Annotated in this window: 12 protein-coding genes and 1 pseudogene; 7 read left to right on the top strand and 6 right to left on the bottom strand. The window is 33.9% G+C overall.

The annotated features are described in order from the left end of the window. The 3 genes and pseudogenes from ACEWB7_RS10985 to ACEWB7_RS10975 all read left to right on the top strand — a co-directional run. Positions 1–134, top strand: a pseudogene (locus ACEWB7_RS10985) (IS5/IS1182 family transposase); the annotation flags it as partial. Between the two features lie 285 nt (positions 135–419). Beyond that, positions 420–926, top strand: coding sequence for a copper resistance protein NlpE (locus ACEWB7_RS10980; RefSeq protein ID WP_034706247.1), 507 nt, complete (start codon positions 420–422; stop codon positions 924–926). A 250-nt stretch (positions 927–1176) separates the two neighbouring features. Further along, positions 1177–2394 (top strand): tyrosine-type recombinase/integrase, encoded by a 1218-nt coding sequence (locus ACEWB7_RS10975; RefSeq protein ID WP_005025080.1) that lies wholly within the window; start codon positions 1177–1179, stop codon positions 2392–2394. Between the two features lie 17 nt (positions 2395–2411). On the opposite strand, the gene ACEWB7_RS10970 is transcribed toward ACEWB7_RS10975, so the two are convergent. The 3 genes from ACEWB7_RS10970 to ACEWB7_RS10960 all read right to left on the bottom strand — a co-directional run bounded on the left by ACEWB7_RS10970 (position 2412) and on the right by ACEWB7_RS10960 (position 8591). Then, positions 2412–3014 (bottom strand): HAD family hydrolase, encoded by a 603-nt coding sequence (locus ACEWB7_RS10970; protein WP_010700110.1) that lies wholly within the window; start codon positions 3012–3014, stop codon positions 2412–2414. A 459-nt stretch (positions 3015–3473) separates the two neighbouring features. After that, positions 3474–8219 carry an AAA domain-containing protein gene (locus ACEWB7_RS10965; RefSeq protein WP_411580761.1) on the bottom strand — a complete coding sequence of 1582 codons (4746 nt, stop codon included), beginning with the start codon at positions 8217–8219 and terminating at the stop codon, positions 3474–3476. Between the two features lie 165 nt (positions 8220–8384). Further along, the gene (locus ACEWB7_RS10960; protein ID WP_005025075.1) at positions 8385–8591 is read right to left on the bottom strand and encodes a helix-turn-helix domain-containing protein; all 207 of its coding nucleotides are present in this window, start codon (positions 8589–8591) and stop codon (positions 8385–8387) included. Between the two features lie 341 nt (positions 8592–8932). Here ACEWB7_RS10960 and ACEWB7_RS10955 point away from each other — a divergent pair, with 341 nt between their 5' ends. Genes ACEWB7_RS10955 through ACEWB7_RS10945 form a run of 3 tightly spaced genes read left to right on the top strand, consistent with a single transcriptional unit; the run spans position 8933 to position 10589 of the window. Then, positions 8933–9202: a hypothetical protein gene (locus tag ACEWB7_RS10955; protein WP_005025073.1), complete on the top strand. Its 270-nt coding sequence runs from the start codon at positions 8933–8935 to the stop codon at positions 9200–9202. 49 nt (positions 9203–9251) lie between these two features. Beyond that, the gene (locus ACEWB7_RS10950; protein ID WP_411580760.1) at positions 9252–9836 is read left to right on the top strand and encodes a hypothetical protein; all 585 of its coding nucleotides are present in this window, start codon (positions 9252–9254) and stop codon (positions 9834–9836) included. Between the two features lie 9 nt (positions 9837–9845). Then, positions 9846–10589 (top strand): ATP-binding protein, encoded by a 744-nt coding sequence (locus ACEWB7_RS10945; RefSeq protein ID WP_411580759.1) that lies wholly within the window; start codon positions 9846–9848, stop codon positions 10587–10589. A gap of 129 nt (positions 10590–10718) precedes the next feature. Here the strand turns inward: ACEWB7_RS10945 and ACEWB7_RS10940 are convergent, their stop codons facing one another. Next, positions 10719–10907 (bottom strand): ATP-binding protein, encoded by a 189-nt coding sequence (locus tag ACEWB7_RS10940; RefSeq protein ID WP_262458973.1) that lies wholly within the window; start codon positions 10905–10907, stop codon positions 10719–10721. Between the two features lie 211 nt (positions 10908–11118). Here ACEWB7_RS10940 and ACEWB7_RS10935 point away from each other — a divergent pair, with 211 nt between their 5' ends. Then, positions 11119–15132 carry a dynamin family protein gene (locus ACEWB7_RS10935; protein ID WP_312317868.1) on the top strand — a complete coding sequence of 1338 codons (4014 nt, stop codon included), beginning with the start codon at positions 11119–11121 and terminating at the stop codon, positions 15130–15132. A gap of 92 nt (positions 15133–15224) precedes the next feature. Here ACEWB7_RS10935 and ACEWB7_RS10930 read toward each other — a convergent pair whose 3' ends face one another. After that, positions 15225–18230 (bottom strand): dynamin family protein, encoded by a 3006-nt coding sequence (locus ACEWB7_RS10930; RefSeq protein WP_312317865.1) that lies wholly within the window; start codon positions 18228–18230, stop codon positions 15225–15227. Between the two features lie 22 nt (positions 18231–18252). Next, positions 18253–19209, bottom strand: a complete 957-nt coding sequence (locus ACEWB7_RS10925; RefSeq protein WP_312317862.1) for a hypothetical protein — start codon at positions 19207–19209, stop codon at positions 18253–18255. Positions 19210–19244 lie beyond the last annotated feature (35 nt).

The following is a 19244-nucleotide window of genomic DNA, read 5'->3' as shown; positions in this document are numbered from 1 at the left end:
TCAGGCATTTAGTTGAAAATATGTTTTGTAGATTAAAGCAATTTAGAGGAATAGCTACTCGATATGACAAGCTCAAAAGAAATTATCAAAGTTCTGTTGCCTTAGCCTGTATATTTTTATGGCTACCTTTATAGGGTTAATTATGGACAGTAAGTGTCAACAGACCCTATTTTCCTGTTCTGCTTTCATGACCGCTCTTATTAATAATTATTTCTATCAAATCATAACCTTAAGGTTTATAAAATAAAACTAAAGAAAACCTATCGCTTATTTTGTATTTTAATTATCTTAGTTTCTCATCTACATATATTTAATCCGTTTCACTTAACGAATCAATTTTTAACAAGATCTCTCTGTATATTGATAGCTCATACTTTTAATGTAAATCCTAATACAGAAGAACAAGAGGATGATCTTCAATGAAAAAAATATTATGGCCTGCTTTATTGGTAGTAACAGTTACTAGTTTAAGTGCATGTTCTAAACAGAATGACCGCGATATGGCCAGTGCAGATACTCAATCTAATACCACAAATGCTCCTGTTACTACAGAGACTACAAATAGTCAAAGCAATATGAGTACTGAGATGAGCAGTAATGCCACTGCCAACTCAAACTGGGCAGGTGAATATGAAGGTGTTTTCCCGTGTGCTGACTGCGAAGGTATTAAAGTTGAACTAGATCTTAATCCTGACAAAACTTATGAATTGAGTGAGGAATATTTAGGTAAAACTGGAAATAATGAAACTGAAACCAAAGGTAGCTTCACTTTCGATCCTCAACAACCTTCTATTATCGTCCTAGATGGAAAAGCTGAAAACCGGAAGTTTTATGTAGGTGATAATTTTATTGAAGCTCGTGATATAGAAACAGGTAAGGAAATACAGAGTAATCTGAATTATAAATTAGTTAAAAAATCACCTTAATCATTTTCTAACTTAATAAAAAATCCCCGCAATTGCGGGGATTTTTTGAGCATATAATCGGGTAATGAATTACATCATGCTTCACAACCATGTCCGCACGTATAACCTTGCATTACCACGATACTTAACCAATTGTTTTTAATAATGTTCCGGAATTACCACGCGTCACCTTAGTACACGTGACATTACTAAAATCTGTGAGTAACCTTGTGAGTAACGAAATCAATTATAAGGTCTTACTCACATCCTCATGTTAAATGATTTTCAAATCAAGCAATTAAAAGCCAAAGATAAAATGTATCGTGTTGCAGACCATTTTGGGCTATGCATTGAAGTAAGAACATCAGGAAGAAAATTCTGGCGTTACCGCTACCGTTATTTAAACATCCCCAAAATGTTAACGATTGGTGCCTACCCAGAGATTAGCTTATCTTACGCTCGTGATAAGACACGTGAGTATCGTAGTCTTTTAGCTCAAAATCTCGACCCTGTAACAGAGCAAAAGAAAGCGCTTGATTCCGCATTGGATGCAATACAGCATACTTTTAAAAGTATCTCGAATGAATATTTAGAAAAGTACAAGGACACTCACTCACAAGAATGGTATGAAAACAGGCTGAGATACTTTAAAAAAGATATCTATCCCGTCATTGGCAATAAGCCAATCAAAGAAGTGAATTCAAATGATATTCGAGTGATTTTGGATAATACCATTACACGAATTCGCAAAAGCAAAAGAGGTACTGGTGAAGTTAAAGCAATCTATGTAAGACAAATCTGCGCTGAAGTCATGCAATACGCAATTATCACACTGAAGATAATCAATGATCCTACAATTGCGCTACGCAGCTATATCAGACGTCCTCCTGTTAATCACGCTACCCCTTTAGAAGAAAAAGATAAGAAAGTGATTCTGGCTTTGATCAATCAATATGGTGGAACTACTGGCACACAGAATGCTTTAAGGACTGCCTTATACAGTATGCTACGTACGATAGAAATACGCAGGGCTAAAAAGTCTTTTGTTAATCTAAAAGATGCGACCTTAACTATTCCTCGTGTATCAAATGCACAGATTAAGGATGGTAAAAGGAATATGAAGAAGAATAGGACGCATGTTGTACCTTTATCTACACAAATGCTAGAAATTATAAAAGAGCAGTTACAGCTTTACCCTGACAGTATTTACTTATTCCCTGGGGATGATGGCATATCAATGTTGGGGAAAAATACACTCAATGAAGCACTCGTTAACATGGGTCTAGGCCATATTACCATGCATGACTTCCGTGCAACTGCATCCACCTATTTAAACGAACAGAATTACAGTAAGGACTGGATTGAATTACAGTTAGCCCATGTAGATGGTGACATGTCCCGAGCTTCTTACAACCATGCAAGTTGGTTAAAAGATCGAAGACAGATGATGCAGCATTTAGCTGATACTATTGATCATTGGCATGAATGACATCAAAAATAATACTGTTAGATTAAATCACCCATGACATCTAACAGTCTTTGGTTTTTATGACGTTCAATGAGCCTTGCCTTCATCCCTAAGGAAATAGGTGTTTCAACATCCAAAATGGGATGATCTCCAATAAAGAGCATTTCTGGAAAGTCACAGCCAAAATGTGCCTGAATCACCTTATAAATTTGATGTTCAGGCTTTATGGCTCCAACCTCATAACTAAATACAACAGCATCAAGAAAATCAGGGAGTAGTTTTCTAAGTTGTTCACCATAAGGCATCGCCAAGTTGGAACAAAGCGCAATTTTAAAACCTCTTTCTTTTAAAATTTGCAGCGTAGGCATTGTATCTTCATACAGTTGAATTGTGCTTAATTCAAGCTGAAGATCATTGTTGATCTCCCTCAAAAGTTGCCCTGGTAGTTCTACTCCGAACTTCATCGCTAATTGTGCAACATCAACAGGATTTGACATGATGATCTTTGCATCTTGTGCACTTGGTTTTCTACCATTAGCTTTTAGCCACTTCATCAACTTACGATATGGGGATCGGCTCTCACCAATTTTGACAAGTGTCCCAAAAGCATCAATCACAATAACTTTAGGAAAGTGATTCATCATTCTTACTATGGATAAATATTTTATATTGAGTTTAGCCCAGTAAAGACGAAGAGAGTTTGTAAAATTAAATAAAGTTGCGTTGAATAGCCATCTATCCAAATAAGCAGAAGTGCAGCAGGAATTGATACAGTTAGTCCATGTAGATGGAGATATATCACGAGCACCTTATAACCACGCAAGCTGGTTAAATGACGGAAGAGAGATGATGCAGCATTTAGCTGATACTATTGATAGTCGGTAAAAAAAATAGTTAATTATTTGTTCTAGCTCAAATCTGAGCTAGAACAAATAGAATAAGATCAAACAATACCATCAATAAAAAGCTTTAAAATATTTTTTTCAATCGTGAGCAGTCCTGTAAAGCAGTTGATGGCAACTACCCTATTATAAACAATGATAAGAACTTTGATTTTCCTACTCATTAACTTAATAAGATAAGGGGATTACCCTTATAAACTAATTCAATATAAAAAGATCTTGCTGAACTTTTTGAATTACATTCTCTTCAGGTTCTTTATTTACCCAAACTCTTTGCTCTACATCTTGAATTAAACTACTAGCATGATTCGTAGGTTTAATACTCATTGCATTGAGTTTCTCAATCAAAGACTGAACCATATTTTCACGTTCAATTGACCAACTCGATGCAAAGCATCTCCAGAATGTCCATCCTGCACGTTCTAAAGCACGTTGACGAATCATATCATCATGCCATTGTTCTGGCCCATGATAGCTATCACCATCACACTCAACTGCTAAACGCTGATCTCCATCCGATTCAACCACTAAATCAATTCGATAGCTTCCAACCTTGACCTGTGGAGTAACTGTGTATCCCATTTTATGTAATACCGTGAATACAGATTTTTCAAACTCTGATTCACATAACTCTAATTTTGCTTCAAATGATGCTTTTTGATTCTCTTGCAAATCATAAAAATGATTGAGTAAATTCAGCCTTAAATCTTTTGGTGATATATGATCACCACTCACGGAGTGGACAAGATACATCCGTTCACGAGCACGGCTTGCAGCCACGTTAAATCTCTGTTCATGATCGGATCGACTCAAAGCATGACAATTCTGAGGATCTGCTACCATAGATAGGAAAATAATATCTCTTTCTGCACCTTGGAATGCTGAGGCATCCCCACAAGCAAATTGAACTTGGGTAAGAGCCCCTGCACCAAATTCATTCAAAGCTTCTGATTGAATGAACTCAGCCTGTGCTGGCCCCAATAATGAGATCACGCCAATTGATCTATTCGCATATCGTTCATCTTTAAGAAGAAGCTTCATTTCCTCAATAATTGCTTTCGCTTCTATTCGATTAATATGTTTGCTGTTTTTAGATTCTCTATACCCCTGCGGTGTATAAATTGCGACTAAGGCTGGGCTTAACTGCTCAGATTTCTTCGATAATCGCATTGGCTTAATACGGTTACCATAAAAGTTTTTATTACTGTAACTAATGATCGCAGGATGACAGCGGAAATGCTCTAGAAGCATCACGCTTGACTCATAGATAGAAGAAGCCATGTCGTATAAAGACATATCTGGTGTTAAATATGCAGCATGTGGCTGACCATGTAGATAACGATTTCTTAATACATCAATTTGAGCACTTGCTAGACCGACATTACTTGGAGAAACCTGTTTATTATCCCCTACAACTAATAATTTTTTAGCACGCATTAAAACAGGTAATACGTCAATTGATGATTGTGACGCCTCATCTACAATCACTAAATCAAAGAGACCTAATTCAGCAGGCATAGATTCAGAAACCTGAAGATGTGACATGACCCAGCAAGGAATAGCTGCTGTTGCCTCTTTAAGGGCCGCTTGAGCATCTTTTCTATAACGTGGAGCGTTCTTGCCTGTCCCTTTTCCATAGTGTTGTACAGCAATTTTATAGCGCTGTAATGCAACTAAAATTTTATCTGAGGCATTTTCCTTTAATGCCAACCACGTCTTGTTTGCTGCCAATTGAGCGTAATTCTGAGACAGATTCTTCTCGTGAATACGACGACGCTCATACAAGTTTTCAATTCGACTTGTATTACTAATAGTCATTACAAAAGTCTCAAGACGCTTCCATTCCCAAGCCTCGACCAATGTGTTACGTAATATAGGATCCTCAATTTCTTGGGCGTAAGGAATCTCTAGAATATCTTTACTAAGAATCACAGCATTTGTTTGGCTCAATTTAATACTGGCCAATTTAACTCTGTCAAAATCCTCAGTTAGATCTTTCAAATGAGCTAATTTCTTTAATAGATCGGCATATTCTCTTAATTCATTTTCATATAGCGAATCTGAATCAACCTGGGACACAATTTTTTTCAACTGATTTGATATTTTATTATCAAACTCTGATAAATAAAGTATTTGATCAGCCAGTTGCTGTTGATAGACTTCTAAATTAAATATTTTTAACTTCTGACCTAATAATTGAATCAAGTCATCAATATTTTTAGGTAATCCATAGAAATCAAAAGATTTAGCTCTACTAAAAACTTTTAGATAATTGGCACTAAATACATCCAAATACTTATTTTTCAAATCTAGGCATTTTTGGGTTCTAATGATGAGCTGCGTGAACTCTTTTAATATTTCATCAATACCACGATTATTTAACTCGATTAAAGGGATATCTAATTGTGCTGCAATACTATTCCATTTACTCATAAAAACATTAAGAGTTTGCCTTCTATCAATATATTCTTTAACTCTTTTCCACTCATCTGATGTATCAGGATATTTTCCAGAAACTTTAATTGACTTAAATAATTCTTGTAATTCAGCAGTACCAAAATGATACCAATTAAATGGCTTACCTATATCAACAGCACGTTGAACAGCTTGGTATTCTTTTGAGTTTGGTTGTATCTCAAAATTCAGCTCTATGGGATCAGTTAATAGCGATTTTCTGTATTCCACTAAAGGTTGAACTTCTTGAATAAGGTTCGTATAGATATCCAGCTCCATACCCTTATCTTCTGAATTTATCTTTTTGAAATAACTCAATAACCATGGTTCTGCATGATCAAGAACAAGATTTAGATCTTCCAGATAAATCTTTAACCAATCTCTTAGCTCATTAATTTCTACTTCAGAAGTAATTTCCTTGAAACTATGTTTGTCATTTTTCTTTAAGAATTCCTCAATCTCATCCTTTTCTTTTAAGAATTCACTTAATTTTTTTAGACTCGTCGAATCTAATAATCTCTCAGGAACTGGCAGAGAGCCATAATTTATGAATGGTAAATCTGTACCTATTTTCTTCCTTGAGTCTCTCAGTTGAATCAATTCAATCTGGGAAAAAGGAAACTGGTCTTTATTCTCTAAAGTTAATTGGTCGGTAAACCATTCATAGGATGCTCTACTTTCTAATACCGTCTTCACGATATCCATAGGTAATTTTTTATTACCATCTACCTCAATATTCTGATAATGCTTTTCTGCAAAGTTATATATTTCTCGATCAATCAAAGCCATTTCATGATGATTATGATCCACTTGTTGTTTTAAAACTTCAATCGTTCTTTGAACCTCACCAACATTCATCTGAGTAATCTTTTGGACAATCAGATCAATTGAAGATTCAAGCTGATTTTTACTTTCTTTACTTGAGCCAATTCTACTAACTACTAAAGGTTTTAACTCATCAGGAATCTTCTCATGTACTGTTTTCAGAACATGTGACTGCTGTGCAGTTACTAGTACTTTTTTTCCATTCGCCAAATAATGGCAGATAATATTTGCAATGCTATGTGTTTTACCCGTACCTGGCGGACCTTGCACCACTACACCACTGCTAGTTAGCAGGTTCTGAACAATAGTAATTTGTTCTTTGTTATAAGGCAGTGGGAAATAAAGCTCTTCAACTTTTGATCCAAATCCTTCAGTTCCAGAACGCCCCCTAAAACTGTAAGTCTCCTTTTTATTAATATTATTACTTAACTCTGTCACTAATGATAAAGGTTGTTCAGGTATAATTACTGATGGATCATTAAGCCTAGTTTTTAATAACTCAATATCATCACTTAAAATAGAATTTCTTTTAGGGCGACTAAACAGTACCGATGTTAATGTCACTGTTAAGTTCTTAGATGGTATCGCTCTATTCTCTGCCTCAACAATTGTTCCTCTTGAGAAGATATTAGCAACAAAGGCTTCGACTAGATCTGAATATGTTTCTCCTTCAAATAATGCTAGTGAACGCCCATTATCTAAGTTTTCTTTTAAAGCTAATTTCACTTGCCCTGAAGTGGGTATATCATCCTCTAATAAAATGGCATCCATTTCGATATTGGCACGTGTATCTTTAGCACCTACACGTATTAATCCATTTTTTTCTATTTCCATTTCTAAAGGAATAGTAATTAAAGGATATGAATAAGATTTTTGAGTAGTAGGAAGTACCCAATCAACTAAACCAAAACCTGCAACAATTTCCTCACCATCGCCTGTTCCACCTAGGTTAATTGCAGTATTCCAAGAGAATAATTTGTCATAAACAATAATGGATTTTTTAATCTCATCATTGTCTTGTTTCCAAAGTTCCCAATTATTTCGATAATTTTTAAATTCTTTAAACAACTTCTGAATTATGCCAATTTTAGTGATCAAATCATTTGCCACTAAAAAGTAAGCTAATCGCAAGTGATCAACTCGCTTAAAAGATACTAGCTTATTTAAACTAGCATAATTAAAAGTCGGTACTTTTTCAGTTTCAACATGGATGTGCAAAGACAGTTGTTTAGATGGTATAGGCATCGATTGAAGTTGTAAGCGTTCAATTTGAAACCACCAATCACTATCATTCAGAATCTTTAAACCACGAAGTTTTTTAAGATCATAGGAATAAAATCTATTACCATTAATTTCATATTGAATTTTTTGAGTATCCTCAGCTTGATGAGATACATAGTCCAATAATTGGATCAGCCTATTCTTAGCAAAATTACTGATTTCATGTTCATGCTGCATAATCAAATTTTCTACTTTCTTAGGTACTTCTATTTCGGATATGGAAGAAATTATTGACCATCTAAAATTGTCATCTTTGAAAAAATATTCTTGATTTTTATCAAGGAAGGAATTTACCTCCTTCTTTTCAACACCAAGAATTTTAGCAATTTCCCTTCCCGTTAAATTAGGTTGAGTATGCAGAATATTTGCAATTACATCCTTCATGCTAAAAATACTTCCTGATGATCTAACAGTTACAATAAATCATATATCAAAACTTCTAATCCCCACTTAATTATTTAGTATGGATACTAATGAGCAATTCATTTGAGGTAGATCAGAAAATTAACAACTATATTTAATATGAATCTTAATAATATAAATAAATAGCTACTCATATTTTATATAAATCAATAACTCTCCCACTTCTACTTCTAAAGCAGTACAAATCTTATCAATCGTCTCAAAATCTATACGAACGGACTCGTCGTTATACAGTTTATAAAGCGTACTTTTATTAATACCTGTCTCTTTTACAAGATCTGCAACACGCATTTTTCTTTCAGCTAACAATACAGCCAAGTTCGACTTAATCATACTTTTTCCTAGTTAAATAGTAAAAAATACTTGAAATCCCGTAAAATTATGATAATTTACGTCTAAGGAATAAATTTTCCTACTTTCCTAGTACTTTTTATGAGGTTGATTATGCCATAGCTGCAGATAATTCCCCATATATTTTACGAAGAACAAAAAATTCAGGCCTGTGCAAACAACTTATACCTCTCTCGCCAAAGTGAACCATAAGTCGTGCAAACAAGCCTGAGATACCACCAAGACGTAAATCATGAGGTACTTACCAATGATAAAGAAAATAAAATCTAAACGAAATCCCTATTTCCTTGTACTGCCTAATTCTGGCTGTCAGGAGATTCACCATGTTTGATAAATCAGTATTTGATGGTGTCGTCGTATGTGAAGCTGCCGATGCAATGGCAAATCATATTATCACTGAGTTTGAAATCCCTCGTTTAGATCGTTTGGCTACTAAGCTCAAAGTAAATAGCTGCTTCAATGATCATCAAGCCCTTCGTCTTTGGGCTGATCGTTTATGTGAAAACTATCCCATTACCAATGATTTCACCGTATACGACTTAGAAGATCTCATACAAACGGCTCGTATACTTTTTTTAAAAATATTTTCTTAATTCTCTTCTGGGGCATGTTTGAAATGCCCCTACCTTTTGTAGGTTCAAAATGAATACTGACGCAACAATTTGGATGCCACTGTATATTGGTGATCTTCAAGCGAAATTTACTCGACTTTCGAGCGAACAAGTGGGTGCTACCCTTTTTCTCATGATGGACTTTTGGAAGAATGGTCCTATACCAAGTGAACCCAACATTTTGATGAGTGTGACCAAACTAACTAGTCCTAAAACCAAGAGCCTAATAACTACATTAAAAATCCTGAATCTTTTTGAAGAAGTAAATGGATTTATTCAATCTAACTACATCACTACATTAAAAGAACAAGCTATTCTCAATCAAAAGATGAAATCTGAACGTGGGAAATTAGCAGCACAAGCTCGTTGGAATAAAAGCTCAAGTAATGCTGATGCATCAGATTCGGAGTGCTCTAGCAATGCACAAGCATTACTTAAAGAATGCCCTTCACCTTCACCTTCACCTTCACCTTCACCTTTACCTTCATCTTCATCTTCATCTTCATCTTCATCTTCATCTTCATCTTCATCTTCATCTTCATCTTCATCTTCATCTTCATCTCAAAGGAAGGATGATAAAAATGAAGAAAAACCGATTAATCGAAAATGGATTTAGGAGTAGATGATGAATATAGGAATTGATCTTTTAAAAACTCCTAAGGAAGTTTTAAGCACCCTCTGTACAAAACATGGCTATCCATTAATAAAAATAGGTAGTCATCAAGTGTGCAAAGTCTGTGCGAAAGAAAATCTTGAACAAACGAATAGAGAACACAAGGAAGAGTTACAGCAAAAGTTGTTACAACACCGTATTCATAGCTCAGGACTAAATCAACGCTACTTGGAATGTGGTTTTTCTAATTATAGTGCTAGTACTATTGAACAGCAGCAAGTTGTCGAATGCTGTCAGAATTTCACACAGCAATTATTAAACGGATCGAAATCCAACCTTATCCTTTATGGCACACCAGGTACTGGAAAAACGCACCTAGGATCAGCGATCATTCGCAATGTTATCTATAAAACCAAAATGTCATCTCGTTATATAACGAGTGCTCAGATCGCAAAAACCATTATGAATTCATGGAGTATTGAAGATCAATCTGAAGAGCAATGGATTCAATTTTTTTCTGATTTTGATTTACTCGTCTTAGATGAATATGGGCTACATGATCGTCATTCGGCACGTTTAGAACTTGTTCATAAAGTGCTATATAAACGCTATGACATGATGAAGCCAACTATGATTATCTCTAATTTCAGTCTTGAAAATTTAGAACGAGATCTTGGTATACGTCTCTGGTCACGATTACATGAAAATCAATTAATCACAGTGCCTTGTTATTGGTCTGACTACAGAATGAAGTAGCAAAAAAAGCCTTGGTACTGCCAAGTGCAAAATCAACAACTACTTGAACACCCATTCTCATTCAAGTTGGACACTTTAATAAACTTATTCAGGAATTAAAGTGTCGCCTTACTTGGACAAGAATCAAAACTAGCCTCCTTCTTTACCTCTCTTTTTACGCATAGATTCACCTTCTAGATTAAAAATATGGGATCGATGAACAATGCGATCTAATAATGCCTCTCCAACCGTTTGGTCTTCAAAATGATTTAGCCATATATTCGTTTCATATTGGCTTGTGATCAGAAATGAACCATTATCGCTGTGTTTATCTATCACACTGATTCAGAGTATCAAATTAAGCATCCAATGCAGTTTGATTGAGATTGCATCATTGTATTTCATTCAAATAAGCAGCTCTAATTCATTCAAACAGCTGATTAACCAAAAAAGTTTTGAAAGATATTACATCGTGGTAGAAGTCAGATATTATAATATTGATAGCTATACTAAAATTAATTTCATTAACTAGTAAAAATAGAATTGTCTTATGGAACAAAAGAGTACTGATTTCGCATCATCCTACTTAATGGCAAATCAAACTTTAGAAGATCAAAATCTAAGTAATCTACAGCACTCTGCTTTTGTAAATTTTTCAGATAACCAAGCACAAATAATTGGTAATAAATTTGGAGGAGCAGGTTACTTTGCTGAAACCCACCATGCAGCCAGTTATAATGTTAATCAATCGAATCAGTCAGGTGACGATGTTGCGAACTTAGTCAATAGTCGTGAGTTTGGTTCAGTCGATATTCAAACTACTTCGGGTATGGCATTTAATCCTAAATACTTTTCTACGCCTGAACAAAGCTATGCCGCTGGAGCAGAATTATTTACTGATGAATCCGGTACACTAGTCGCAAAATATGCTGGTCAGCAGATTATTGTACCAAGTGATCAGTTAGTCCAAGTCCAACAAATACATCAAACTCAAATTGATCAAGCCCAAGTCAATGGACAAATTGAACAAGTCAATGCGTTAAATCAGATTACCTTTACAGATCGTATCACTGATACCAATGGTGTTAGCTCAACGCCTCTTAGCTATACCGAAGCACAACAGGGAACAAGTGAGTTTCGTCAGGGTATGATGCCAGAATACGCTCAACAAAGTTCTACTATAGACCATACCGTAGATTTTATGGGTAATGCCTTGATGGCAACTGCTTTTGTCAGTGTATTTGAGCTTGCTCCTGCGATTACTCGTACTTTAAAACAAGTAGGTTCTGGCGAATTACAGTTAAATAATGCAGGGGCAACTTTACTTAAGGATTTAAAAAGTAATCAAACATTAACACATATTCAACAAGGGGCAGGAAAAGCCGTCACCGCAGGTGGGTTAACTTTTGTGACTCATATTGATGCAGGTTTATCAGCTTTTATCGTAACCTTTACATGGGATGTGAAACAAATTTATCAGCGTTATCAAAATGGTGACATTAATCGTGAAACCATGATGTCCGCAATTAAACAAGCGGGTTTAAATCGTGGGATTTTGACTTTAGTTACTGTGGCGGCGGTATCAGTTGCAGGAACAGTCGGCATTTTAGTCCCGATTTTGGCACAATGGCTAGTAAGTAATGTTAGAGAGCGTCAGCAGTTTGAGCATGGTTTAAAAGATATTGTAAATGGATGGATGCGTAGCGTAAATGAAACAGCACAAATCACCGCACGGCAATGGCAAATTGCTTATTCAGGACATCAACTTGCAATTACACATCAGCAAGAACAACAAGGGAAAAATATGAATCATCAACAACAATTAAATCATGATATTCATGATTTTAATCACACTATTCAAAATGATGATTTTACCCAAGAAATAAAAACCATTGCTACAAATTATGAACCATTGGCACTGGATTATTTACAGGCACAAAATCTATTGATTGCTGAACAGGCAAAAAGTCACCCTGAATTACAGGACTGTATAGAACGCTTTTTGATTGAGAATCAGAATAATCGAATGGTGATTGAAAATGCCGCTTTAGATGCGATGCAATTATTGCAGTATGACAATCAAAAGGTCACTCCTTTATCATTTTTGGATAAATTAAAATTAAAAGTATTTTCACAAGATGTTCTCGAGTACCAAGCCAATGAACCGATTAGAACATTATTTACTGCTCAACTAGCTGCTTTACGCATGCTAAAAGGGTTACAAAGTGAACAACGTCTATCAGTTGAATTTATAGCATTTATTCAATCTCAATTACATGGGATTACAGACAAGCTTCTACAGCAAGAACAAACTCGTTTAAACGATCTTGAACAAGTTTATCAATCAATGTCTTTGGCTTATACCTCACTTAGACAGCGTATTATCCAACATGAAGCTCGCATTGAACGCCTAGAAAAACATGAAAAATTACAAGATTGGTTGCAGCTTTCTCATATCCAAAAAATTCAGGGACTAAGCTATAAACAAATGCCTGAATCCTTGCGTTTATGCACTGCAATCAATGAATTTATTCATAAAACCGAAGGTGTTTGGGGGTGGAAAGATTTAGAATTTTTACAGGCTTTTTTAAATCAAGTCGGTTTGGAAGATATCGACCCTCAAGACTTTATACAAGATCTCTATATGCAATCGAACTTAAAAAATAGATTGTTCCACCAATTAAAAAAAATCAATCAGAAAGATTCTTTTGCAACGGCACAACAGCCCTCAGTTTTATTATTTGATGAATTATATTCCAACAGTATTCATGATTTTAGTCTTGAGCAAATTGTTAACTTAGACAATCTCTCCCTCTTTACGACAGGTAAGCAAAGTTCTGCATGGGATCTAGCTTTACTTATATTATGGCATTTAAAAACAGCAGGAATTACCCCCTATAGACTAACCTCAATCGATAAACAAAAACAGAATTGGTTAGCTGCTTTGGGACAGCTGCAACAGTTAATAGATGAACGCATCTTATCATCAGCTTTACAACCACAAATCAATCAGGTGAAAGCTAATATTTTAACCTTTAAATTATCTGTACCTTTGATTGGGAAATTTAGTGTCGGAAAATCTACTTTGCTCAATACATGGCTAGAGCAGAATATCCAGCTTACTGATTTAGGGGCATGCACTTCGTATCCGACAGAGTTTCACTATAGTGAATATGATAAACAAAAGGTAGTTGTGGTCACCGAGCAAGACAATATAAACAATACTCACCGAGAAGAATACACCCTAGATATTTATCAGCAGTTGCTATGTAACGGCACTTTAGAACAACAAAATATTTTATGGGTCGAAATTCATTTACATAATGCTGCTTTAGCTAGACATCCAGATTTAGTTATTGTGGACACCCCTGGGCTTGAATCAAATGTTGGCTCACATGAAGAAGCTCTAATCCGTTACTCAGGCACAGCCAATAGTAGTTTTATTTTATGTGTTGCTCGTACTCATTTGGGCGAAGCTGAACGCCAATTCGTATTACGCCAATATACGATGGGGAAACCAGTTTCTTTACTCGTTTGTCAGGAAGATTTAATCAGTAGCCAAGAACGGTTAGCAGTTCGACAAGCTATTGCGCAACAGTCAGCGATTGATGAAGAATATTCACTAGTTCGTGGCTGTTCCGCCCATGAAAATGATTTAAAAGGTTTAGTTGATTTATTCAATCATATTGAGGAACAAAAAGAAGAGCTGTTTGAGCAAAGTTTAAAACATCAAGTTCAAACTTTAATTTTTTTAGCAAAACAGAATCTGGAACAACAATTAGCTACAGATACATCAAGAGAAACTTTATACCAACAAAAACAAGCTATACATGACTCACAACAACGAGTGAGAGAAGAGTATGAACGAGAAAAAGTAGTGTTATTACGTTTAGTTGAAAGTCATATCCGTACCGAGGTGATCAGCACTATAGATACTATGTTGAATGCACGTAAACCACACTATTATAGTGTTGCACAAAGTGGAGAAAGCACATTACAAGCTTTAATTCAGGCAGATGTACAAAATACCTTTCAACTGGCGACTGAGCAATCTTTATATCCGGTAATAGAGCTCTCTGCAAAAAAGCTCAATGCGGCTATCCTAATTCATCACAATACTTCCCTTGTATCTTATCTGCCGAATATACATGCAACGGATGAAAGTAATGCTAACACTGCAATGGTTGTCGGTGGTGCAACTGGTATTGTTGCATCTATGGCATTGGGATTGACATTACCTTTCTTAATCATTCCTGGAATTTTTGGTGGTATGTTCTTTGCAGAAAAACGTAAGCAAGAGCAATTACGTTTTGAGATCGATAATGTTATTGCCAATGTGTTAAATAACCTAGATCAACAAGTGGCTATACAGTTACGAGAGATTGCAGAAAATCATATTGAGACAATCTATCAAACACTTCAAGAGCGGTTACAGGCAGAGTCAGACAATATCATTAAAATTGAACAACAGCTTCAGAGAGATAAGGATGATCGTAATAAACTAAAACTGAGAGTTAACCAAGTCTGTGACTCCTTAAATACTTTGCTGAGTATAGAAAGATAGCAGGTAATAAGTATTTAAATTAATATTTAACTTCTTGATTCATAGAGTTCATTATCAATTTAAATTCTCTATGAATCAAGAAAAATAAAGAATCATCTTTCAATTCTAAATAGTTTTTCCTCTGCTAGATCAATATTGTGACTTAGTGCTATTTTATACCAATATTTAGCCTCATCTATTCTATTGTCATAGTAAACCATATCACCAATATTAATTGCATAATTATAATCTTTTGTTAAACGAAATAATTTCTTATAAAGAAGAGTCGCCTCATAGTAACTTTTATTTTCTTCATGGAAATTTGCAAGTTTTTTAATATAAGAAATATCCTCATTATCATTTTTAGGATGCTGTTTTATCCAATATAATGCCTTTGTGCTATTATTTTTCAAATAAAAGTTTATTAAAAAATCTATAGATTCAATATTTCCAAGATGTGCAGATTTCTTATACCAAAGAAGCGCATTACTAATATCTTTTAAAGAATAATATGACTTTGCTATATCAATAATATATTGGGCATACTGTTCATTTACTGGCTTTTTATATAAATCAAAAGCTTTTTTCTCATTACCTTTTATTTCATAATAAGAAGCTAAATTAATTTGTGCGAAAATATCACCTTTTTCTTCAGCCTTAATTAACCATACAATTTTATTATCAACATCATTATTATATTTTTTTATATTTTCATAAATCTCATTATTTCTCTCATCCCGAACTAACTTTTGATACCAGAAAATTACATTTTTATATTGATTTTTTTTCTTATCAATAAAAATTAATGATTTGATCGCTTCTTTATTATCTTGATTAGCTAATTTAATATGCAAAGTTATGGCTTGTTCAAGCAGATTGCTATCATTTTTAGCTTCATATATTTTTGCTAAAGCAAACATCGCTTCAGAATTATCCATGTCAACTAATTTTTGATACCAATATATTGCTTTATCCATAGATAAGCTATCTGCTTTCAGTTCATAATATTTACCTAAAGCCAACATTGCATCAATATTGCCTTGATAAGCTGATTTTTCATACCAATATTCTTGGAAAGTAGTATATTTACCAAGATTATATTGAACTTTTTGATTTGAAAAAGATACAGTAAAAATATATGTAGTTAAAATTATGAATATAAATCCAATAATTATATTGAAATACTTTAATTTAAATTCCACATCTTTTTGTTTATAATCAAGTGGAATTGGATCCATAAATATTCTAAAAAATAATATTCCTCTTAATTTATTGATATTTTGTTTTGTTTTGTTTTGTTTTGCAAATTGAATAGCATTTTTCTGATTTACACCTTGGTTAAAATAATCAATAACTATTTTATTATAGATGGAGTTTCCTATATTGGTATTACAATAAAATTTATAAGCCTCTTCATAATCAACAATTGTGCCATAACCAAAAGTATAACAAATTGCCAATAAATATTGGGCATCTTCATTTTTTTCATTAATAGCTTGCGATTGTAAAAAATTTAAGAATCTCAGGTCATTGTTATAACGGATAGCGTTATAACAATAGTTAAATACATTACTTGCATCTTTTACCTTCCCAATTTTGAGTAATTCTGTAATTTTAAATTGTGCTTCAATATTGAGTTTTTCAGCATATCTAATTAACCAGTCATATGCTAAATTAAAATCATCTGTTGCTGAAAAATACATGTAATCGATTGCAGATTCAATCTCCTGATTTTTTTCTAAAAAGAGAGCATACTTATACTGTAATACTTTTGATTTAGAGCGGTCAGTCAACTGTTTGAATTCATTTTTTACATACTCTACCCCTATTAAAGATTGCGTGTATAACCATTCTAAAGAACGTGAACCTACGGTATGAGGATTAAGTAGTAAATAAATATTTTCGTTCGTATTTTGGGAATCAGGATTATTTAATAAATGCTCTATAAGCATTACATGATATTGAGTAGAATGCTCTATATCTTGAAATAAATTTTCTGATATTTTAGCCATTTCACTTAACAATTCAGTATGTAAAGTAATTGTAATATTTTTATTAAGTTCCTTTTCTTCAATAATATCGTTTAGTTGGGTTATGTCTTTTTGTTTATTTTTAACATTATTTAAAAGATCAACTTCTATTTTCAAGTTTTTAGTTTTACTCTCATTATTAGAAAGTATGGTCTGTATTAAATTGTCTAAGTTTTCCAAAACATAGTAATGTATAGGTTTATTTATTTCATTTAACCACTGCTGAATATTATCACCTGCAATACGTTCTCCCTCTAACTTCATTATCGGTGCAGCCCATGCCATAAGTCCCGCAATTTTAATATTTCTACTTTTTAAATTTTTTCTAACACTTTTTAATATCGGTTCAATATCACTGCGATTGACCAAATCCGACTGGGTAAGTACAACAAAAATAGGTTCTTTTGGTGTGATTTTTTGCAAGAACTGTAAATCTTCATCACGAATCGTACCATTCTTAGCATTGACCAACCATATAAGATAATCTGCTTTACTTAACTGATTGATTGCCAATTTCTCATCACTATGATGATGATGTTCTGCATCTGCCTTGCTATAACCAGGAGTATCCAAAAAAGCGATATGTTCCCATTTTAGTTGTGAAATCCCCAAATGAACATATTGGATCAATTCAGCGAGTTGAATGTCATTTTGCGTACGATTATCCCCGACAAAATGGCGTAACTGCCCTAGTTGTTCAGATTTCAAACTGATATGGTGATTCAATAAATTAAGGGCATGCGTCTGCTCTTGCTGGCTAGCACTCAGATAAGTTGCAACTGCTGTACATGGCTCCAAAGCTTCGGGTAGAGCTTCAATTGCAAGCAAGCTATTAATAAATCTAGATTTTCCAGCACTAAAACCACCACCTACACCAATAATAGTTTTCTCTGTGATTTGTTTTTGTTGTGTTTTTTGTTCAATCTGCTGTATTAAGAGTATAATCTCTTGATAATAATCAAGATAATTTATAGGGTCGAGTTGAGCAATCAATGGCAATAATTTTTTAATCTCTACTCTAATATTTTGTTTAGGTGTAGTCGATGCCGATAATAACGTATAAATGGTTTCTAAGGTGTGGTGTTGCATTGTAAATTCCTAAGCTTCCAATTTATACAGATTCAGTGTTTAAAGTATTTTCAAAATTTTGAGTAAATTTTTCAAATTGCTTAATTTTGTTTTTTAACAGGGTGATTTCTTTACGGCTATTTGCTTGCAATTCAGCAATCATCTTGAGTTCAGATGCATTAAATTTTTCATCATCAAGTAAAGTTTGTGTGAGTAATGACAATTGCTGTTTCAATTCATCAAGATGTTTTTGTCCATTTGATTGAGTACGCTTGAACAATTGTTTGAGTTGATCATTAGGGTGTTGTAATGCAATCTGTGTATCAGTCTGCTGTAATTGTTGATTTAACTGGGAATAAGATAAATTTGATGGCAAGTTGGTGTTTTGCTGCAATAAAACCGTATTCTTCCATATCCAAGTTGGTAAGCCGATTTCTAAAGTGATTAAACTAGCTAAATCAACCTTGATATTCTTTTTTCCAATTAACATTTTTTCAAGACTGGTTAAATCATCAATCTCTAAGGAAATACGCGTATGGAAATTATTTACAGCCACTAAGCTAAATTGATCTCGATAACCAATGATGTAAGGGATTTTTGTACAAAGTTGTAATAAAGTTTGCCATTCAGATAAATGAGTATCTATTTTTAAATTATTCAAAAGTTGTTCTATTTCATTTTGAGGTAATGCATCTAAACTTAGAGCTTTACACTTAGAGAAATCAGGATAACGAATCGCCCATTGATAAGAACTTATAATATTTTGTAACTGTTGATATTCTGCTTGAATCACAGATTTTCTGCTAAACATTGCTAGCCATAATAGAAACTCTCTTTCAAGTTGTCCTGATAACTTTTCTAGAAAGAAAACATTTTCATTATCACTGCGCCTTAATAATTTTTTTATTAGTCCTAAAATCGCTTGTTCATCCGAGTTTAAAGGTTTTTGCTGTGTAGAATTCTCAATTTCAGAAAAATCAAAATTAAAATCAAATGTCATAAAATATCCACCCCTAAACTGCTTATTTTTATAAA

The organism is Acinetobacter sp. NIOH-H-8, assembly GCF_046635365.1.
Lineage (GTDB): Bacteria > Pseudomonadota > Gammaproteobacteria > Pseudomonadales > Moraxellaceae > Acinetobacter.
The sequence above is the reverse complement of the archived record's forward strand: the minus strand, read 5'-3'. Positions and strand labels throughout refer to the sequence as shown.

What these genes read in the sequence shown, in the direction of transcription:
- ACEWB7_RS10980 (WP_034706247.1), top strand. Translation starts at nt 420, where the DNA reads ATGAAAAAAATATTATGGCCTGCTTTATTGGTAGTAACAGTTACTAGT.
- ACEWB7_RS10975 (WP_005025080.1), top strand. Translation starts at nt 1,177, where the DNA reads ATGTTAAATGATTTTCAAATCAAGCAATTAAAAGCCAAAGATAAAATG.
- ACEWB7_RS10970 (WP_010700110.1), bottom strand. Translation starts at nt 3,014, where the DNA reads ATGAATCACTTTCCTAAAGTTATTGTGATTGATGCTTTTGGGACACTT.
- ACEWB7_RS10965 (WP_411580761.1), bottom strand. Translation starts at nt 8,219, where the DNA reads ATGAAGGATGTAATTGCAAATATTCTGCATACTCAACCTAATTTAACG.
- ACEWB7_RS10960 (WP_005025075.1), bottom strand. Translation starts at nt 8,591, where the DNA reads ATGATTAAGTCGAACTTGGCTGTATTGTTAGCTGAAAGAAAAATGCGT.
- ACEWB7_RS10955 (WP_005025073.1), top strand. Translation starts at nt 8,933, where the DNA reads ATGTTTGATAAATCAGTATTTGATGGTGTCGTCGTATGTGAAGCTGCC.
- ACEWB7_RS10950 (WP_411580760.1), top strand. Translation starts at nt 9,252, where the DNA reads ATGAATACTGACGCAACAATTTGGATGCCACTGTATATTGGTGATCTT.
- ACEWB7_RS10945 (WP_411580759.1), top strand. Translation starts at nt 9,846, where the DNA reads ATGAATATAGGAATTGATCTTTTAAAAACTCCTAAGGAAGTTTTAAGC.
- ACEWB7_RS10935 (WP_312317868.1), top strand. Translation starts at nt 11,119, where the DNA reads ATGGAACAAAAGAGTACTGATTTCGCATCATCCTACTTAATGGCAAAT.
- ACEWB7_RS10930 (WP_312317865.1), bottom strand. Translation starts at nt 18,230, where the DNA reads ATGCAACACCACACCTTAGAAACCATTTATACGTTATTATCGGCATCG.
- ACEWB7_RS10925 (WP_312317862.1), bottom strand. Translation starts at nt 19,209, where the DNA reads ATGACATTTGATTTTAATTTTGATTTTTCTGAAATTGAGAATTCTACA.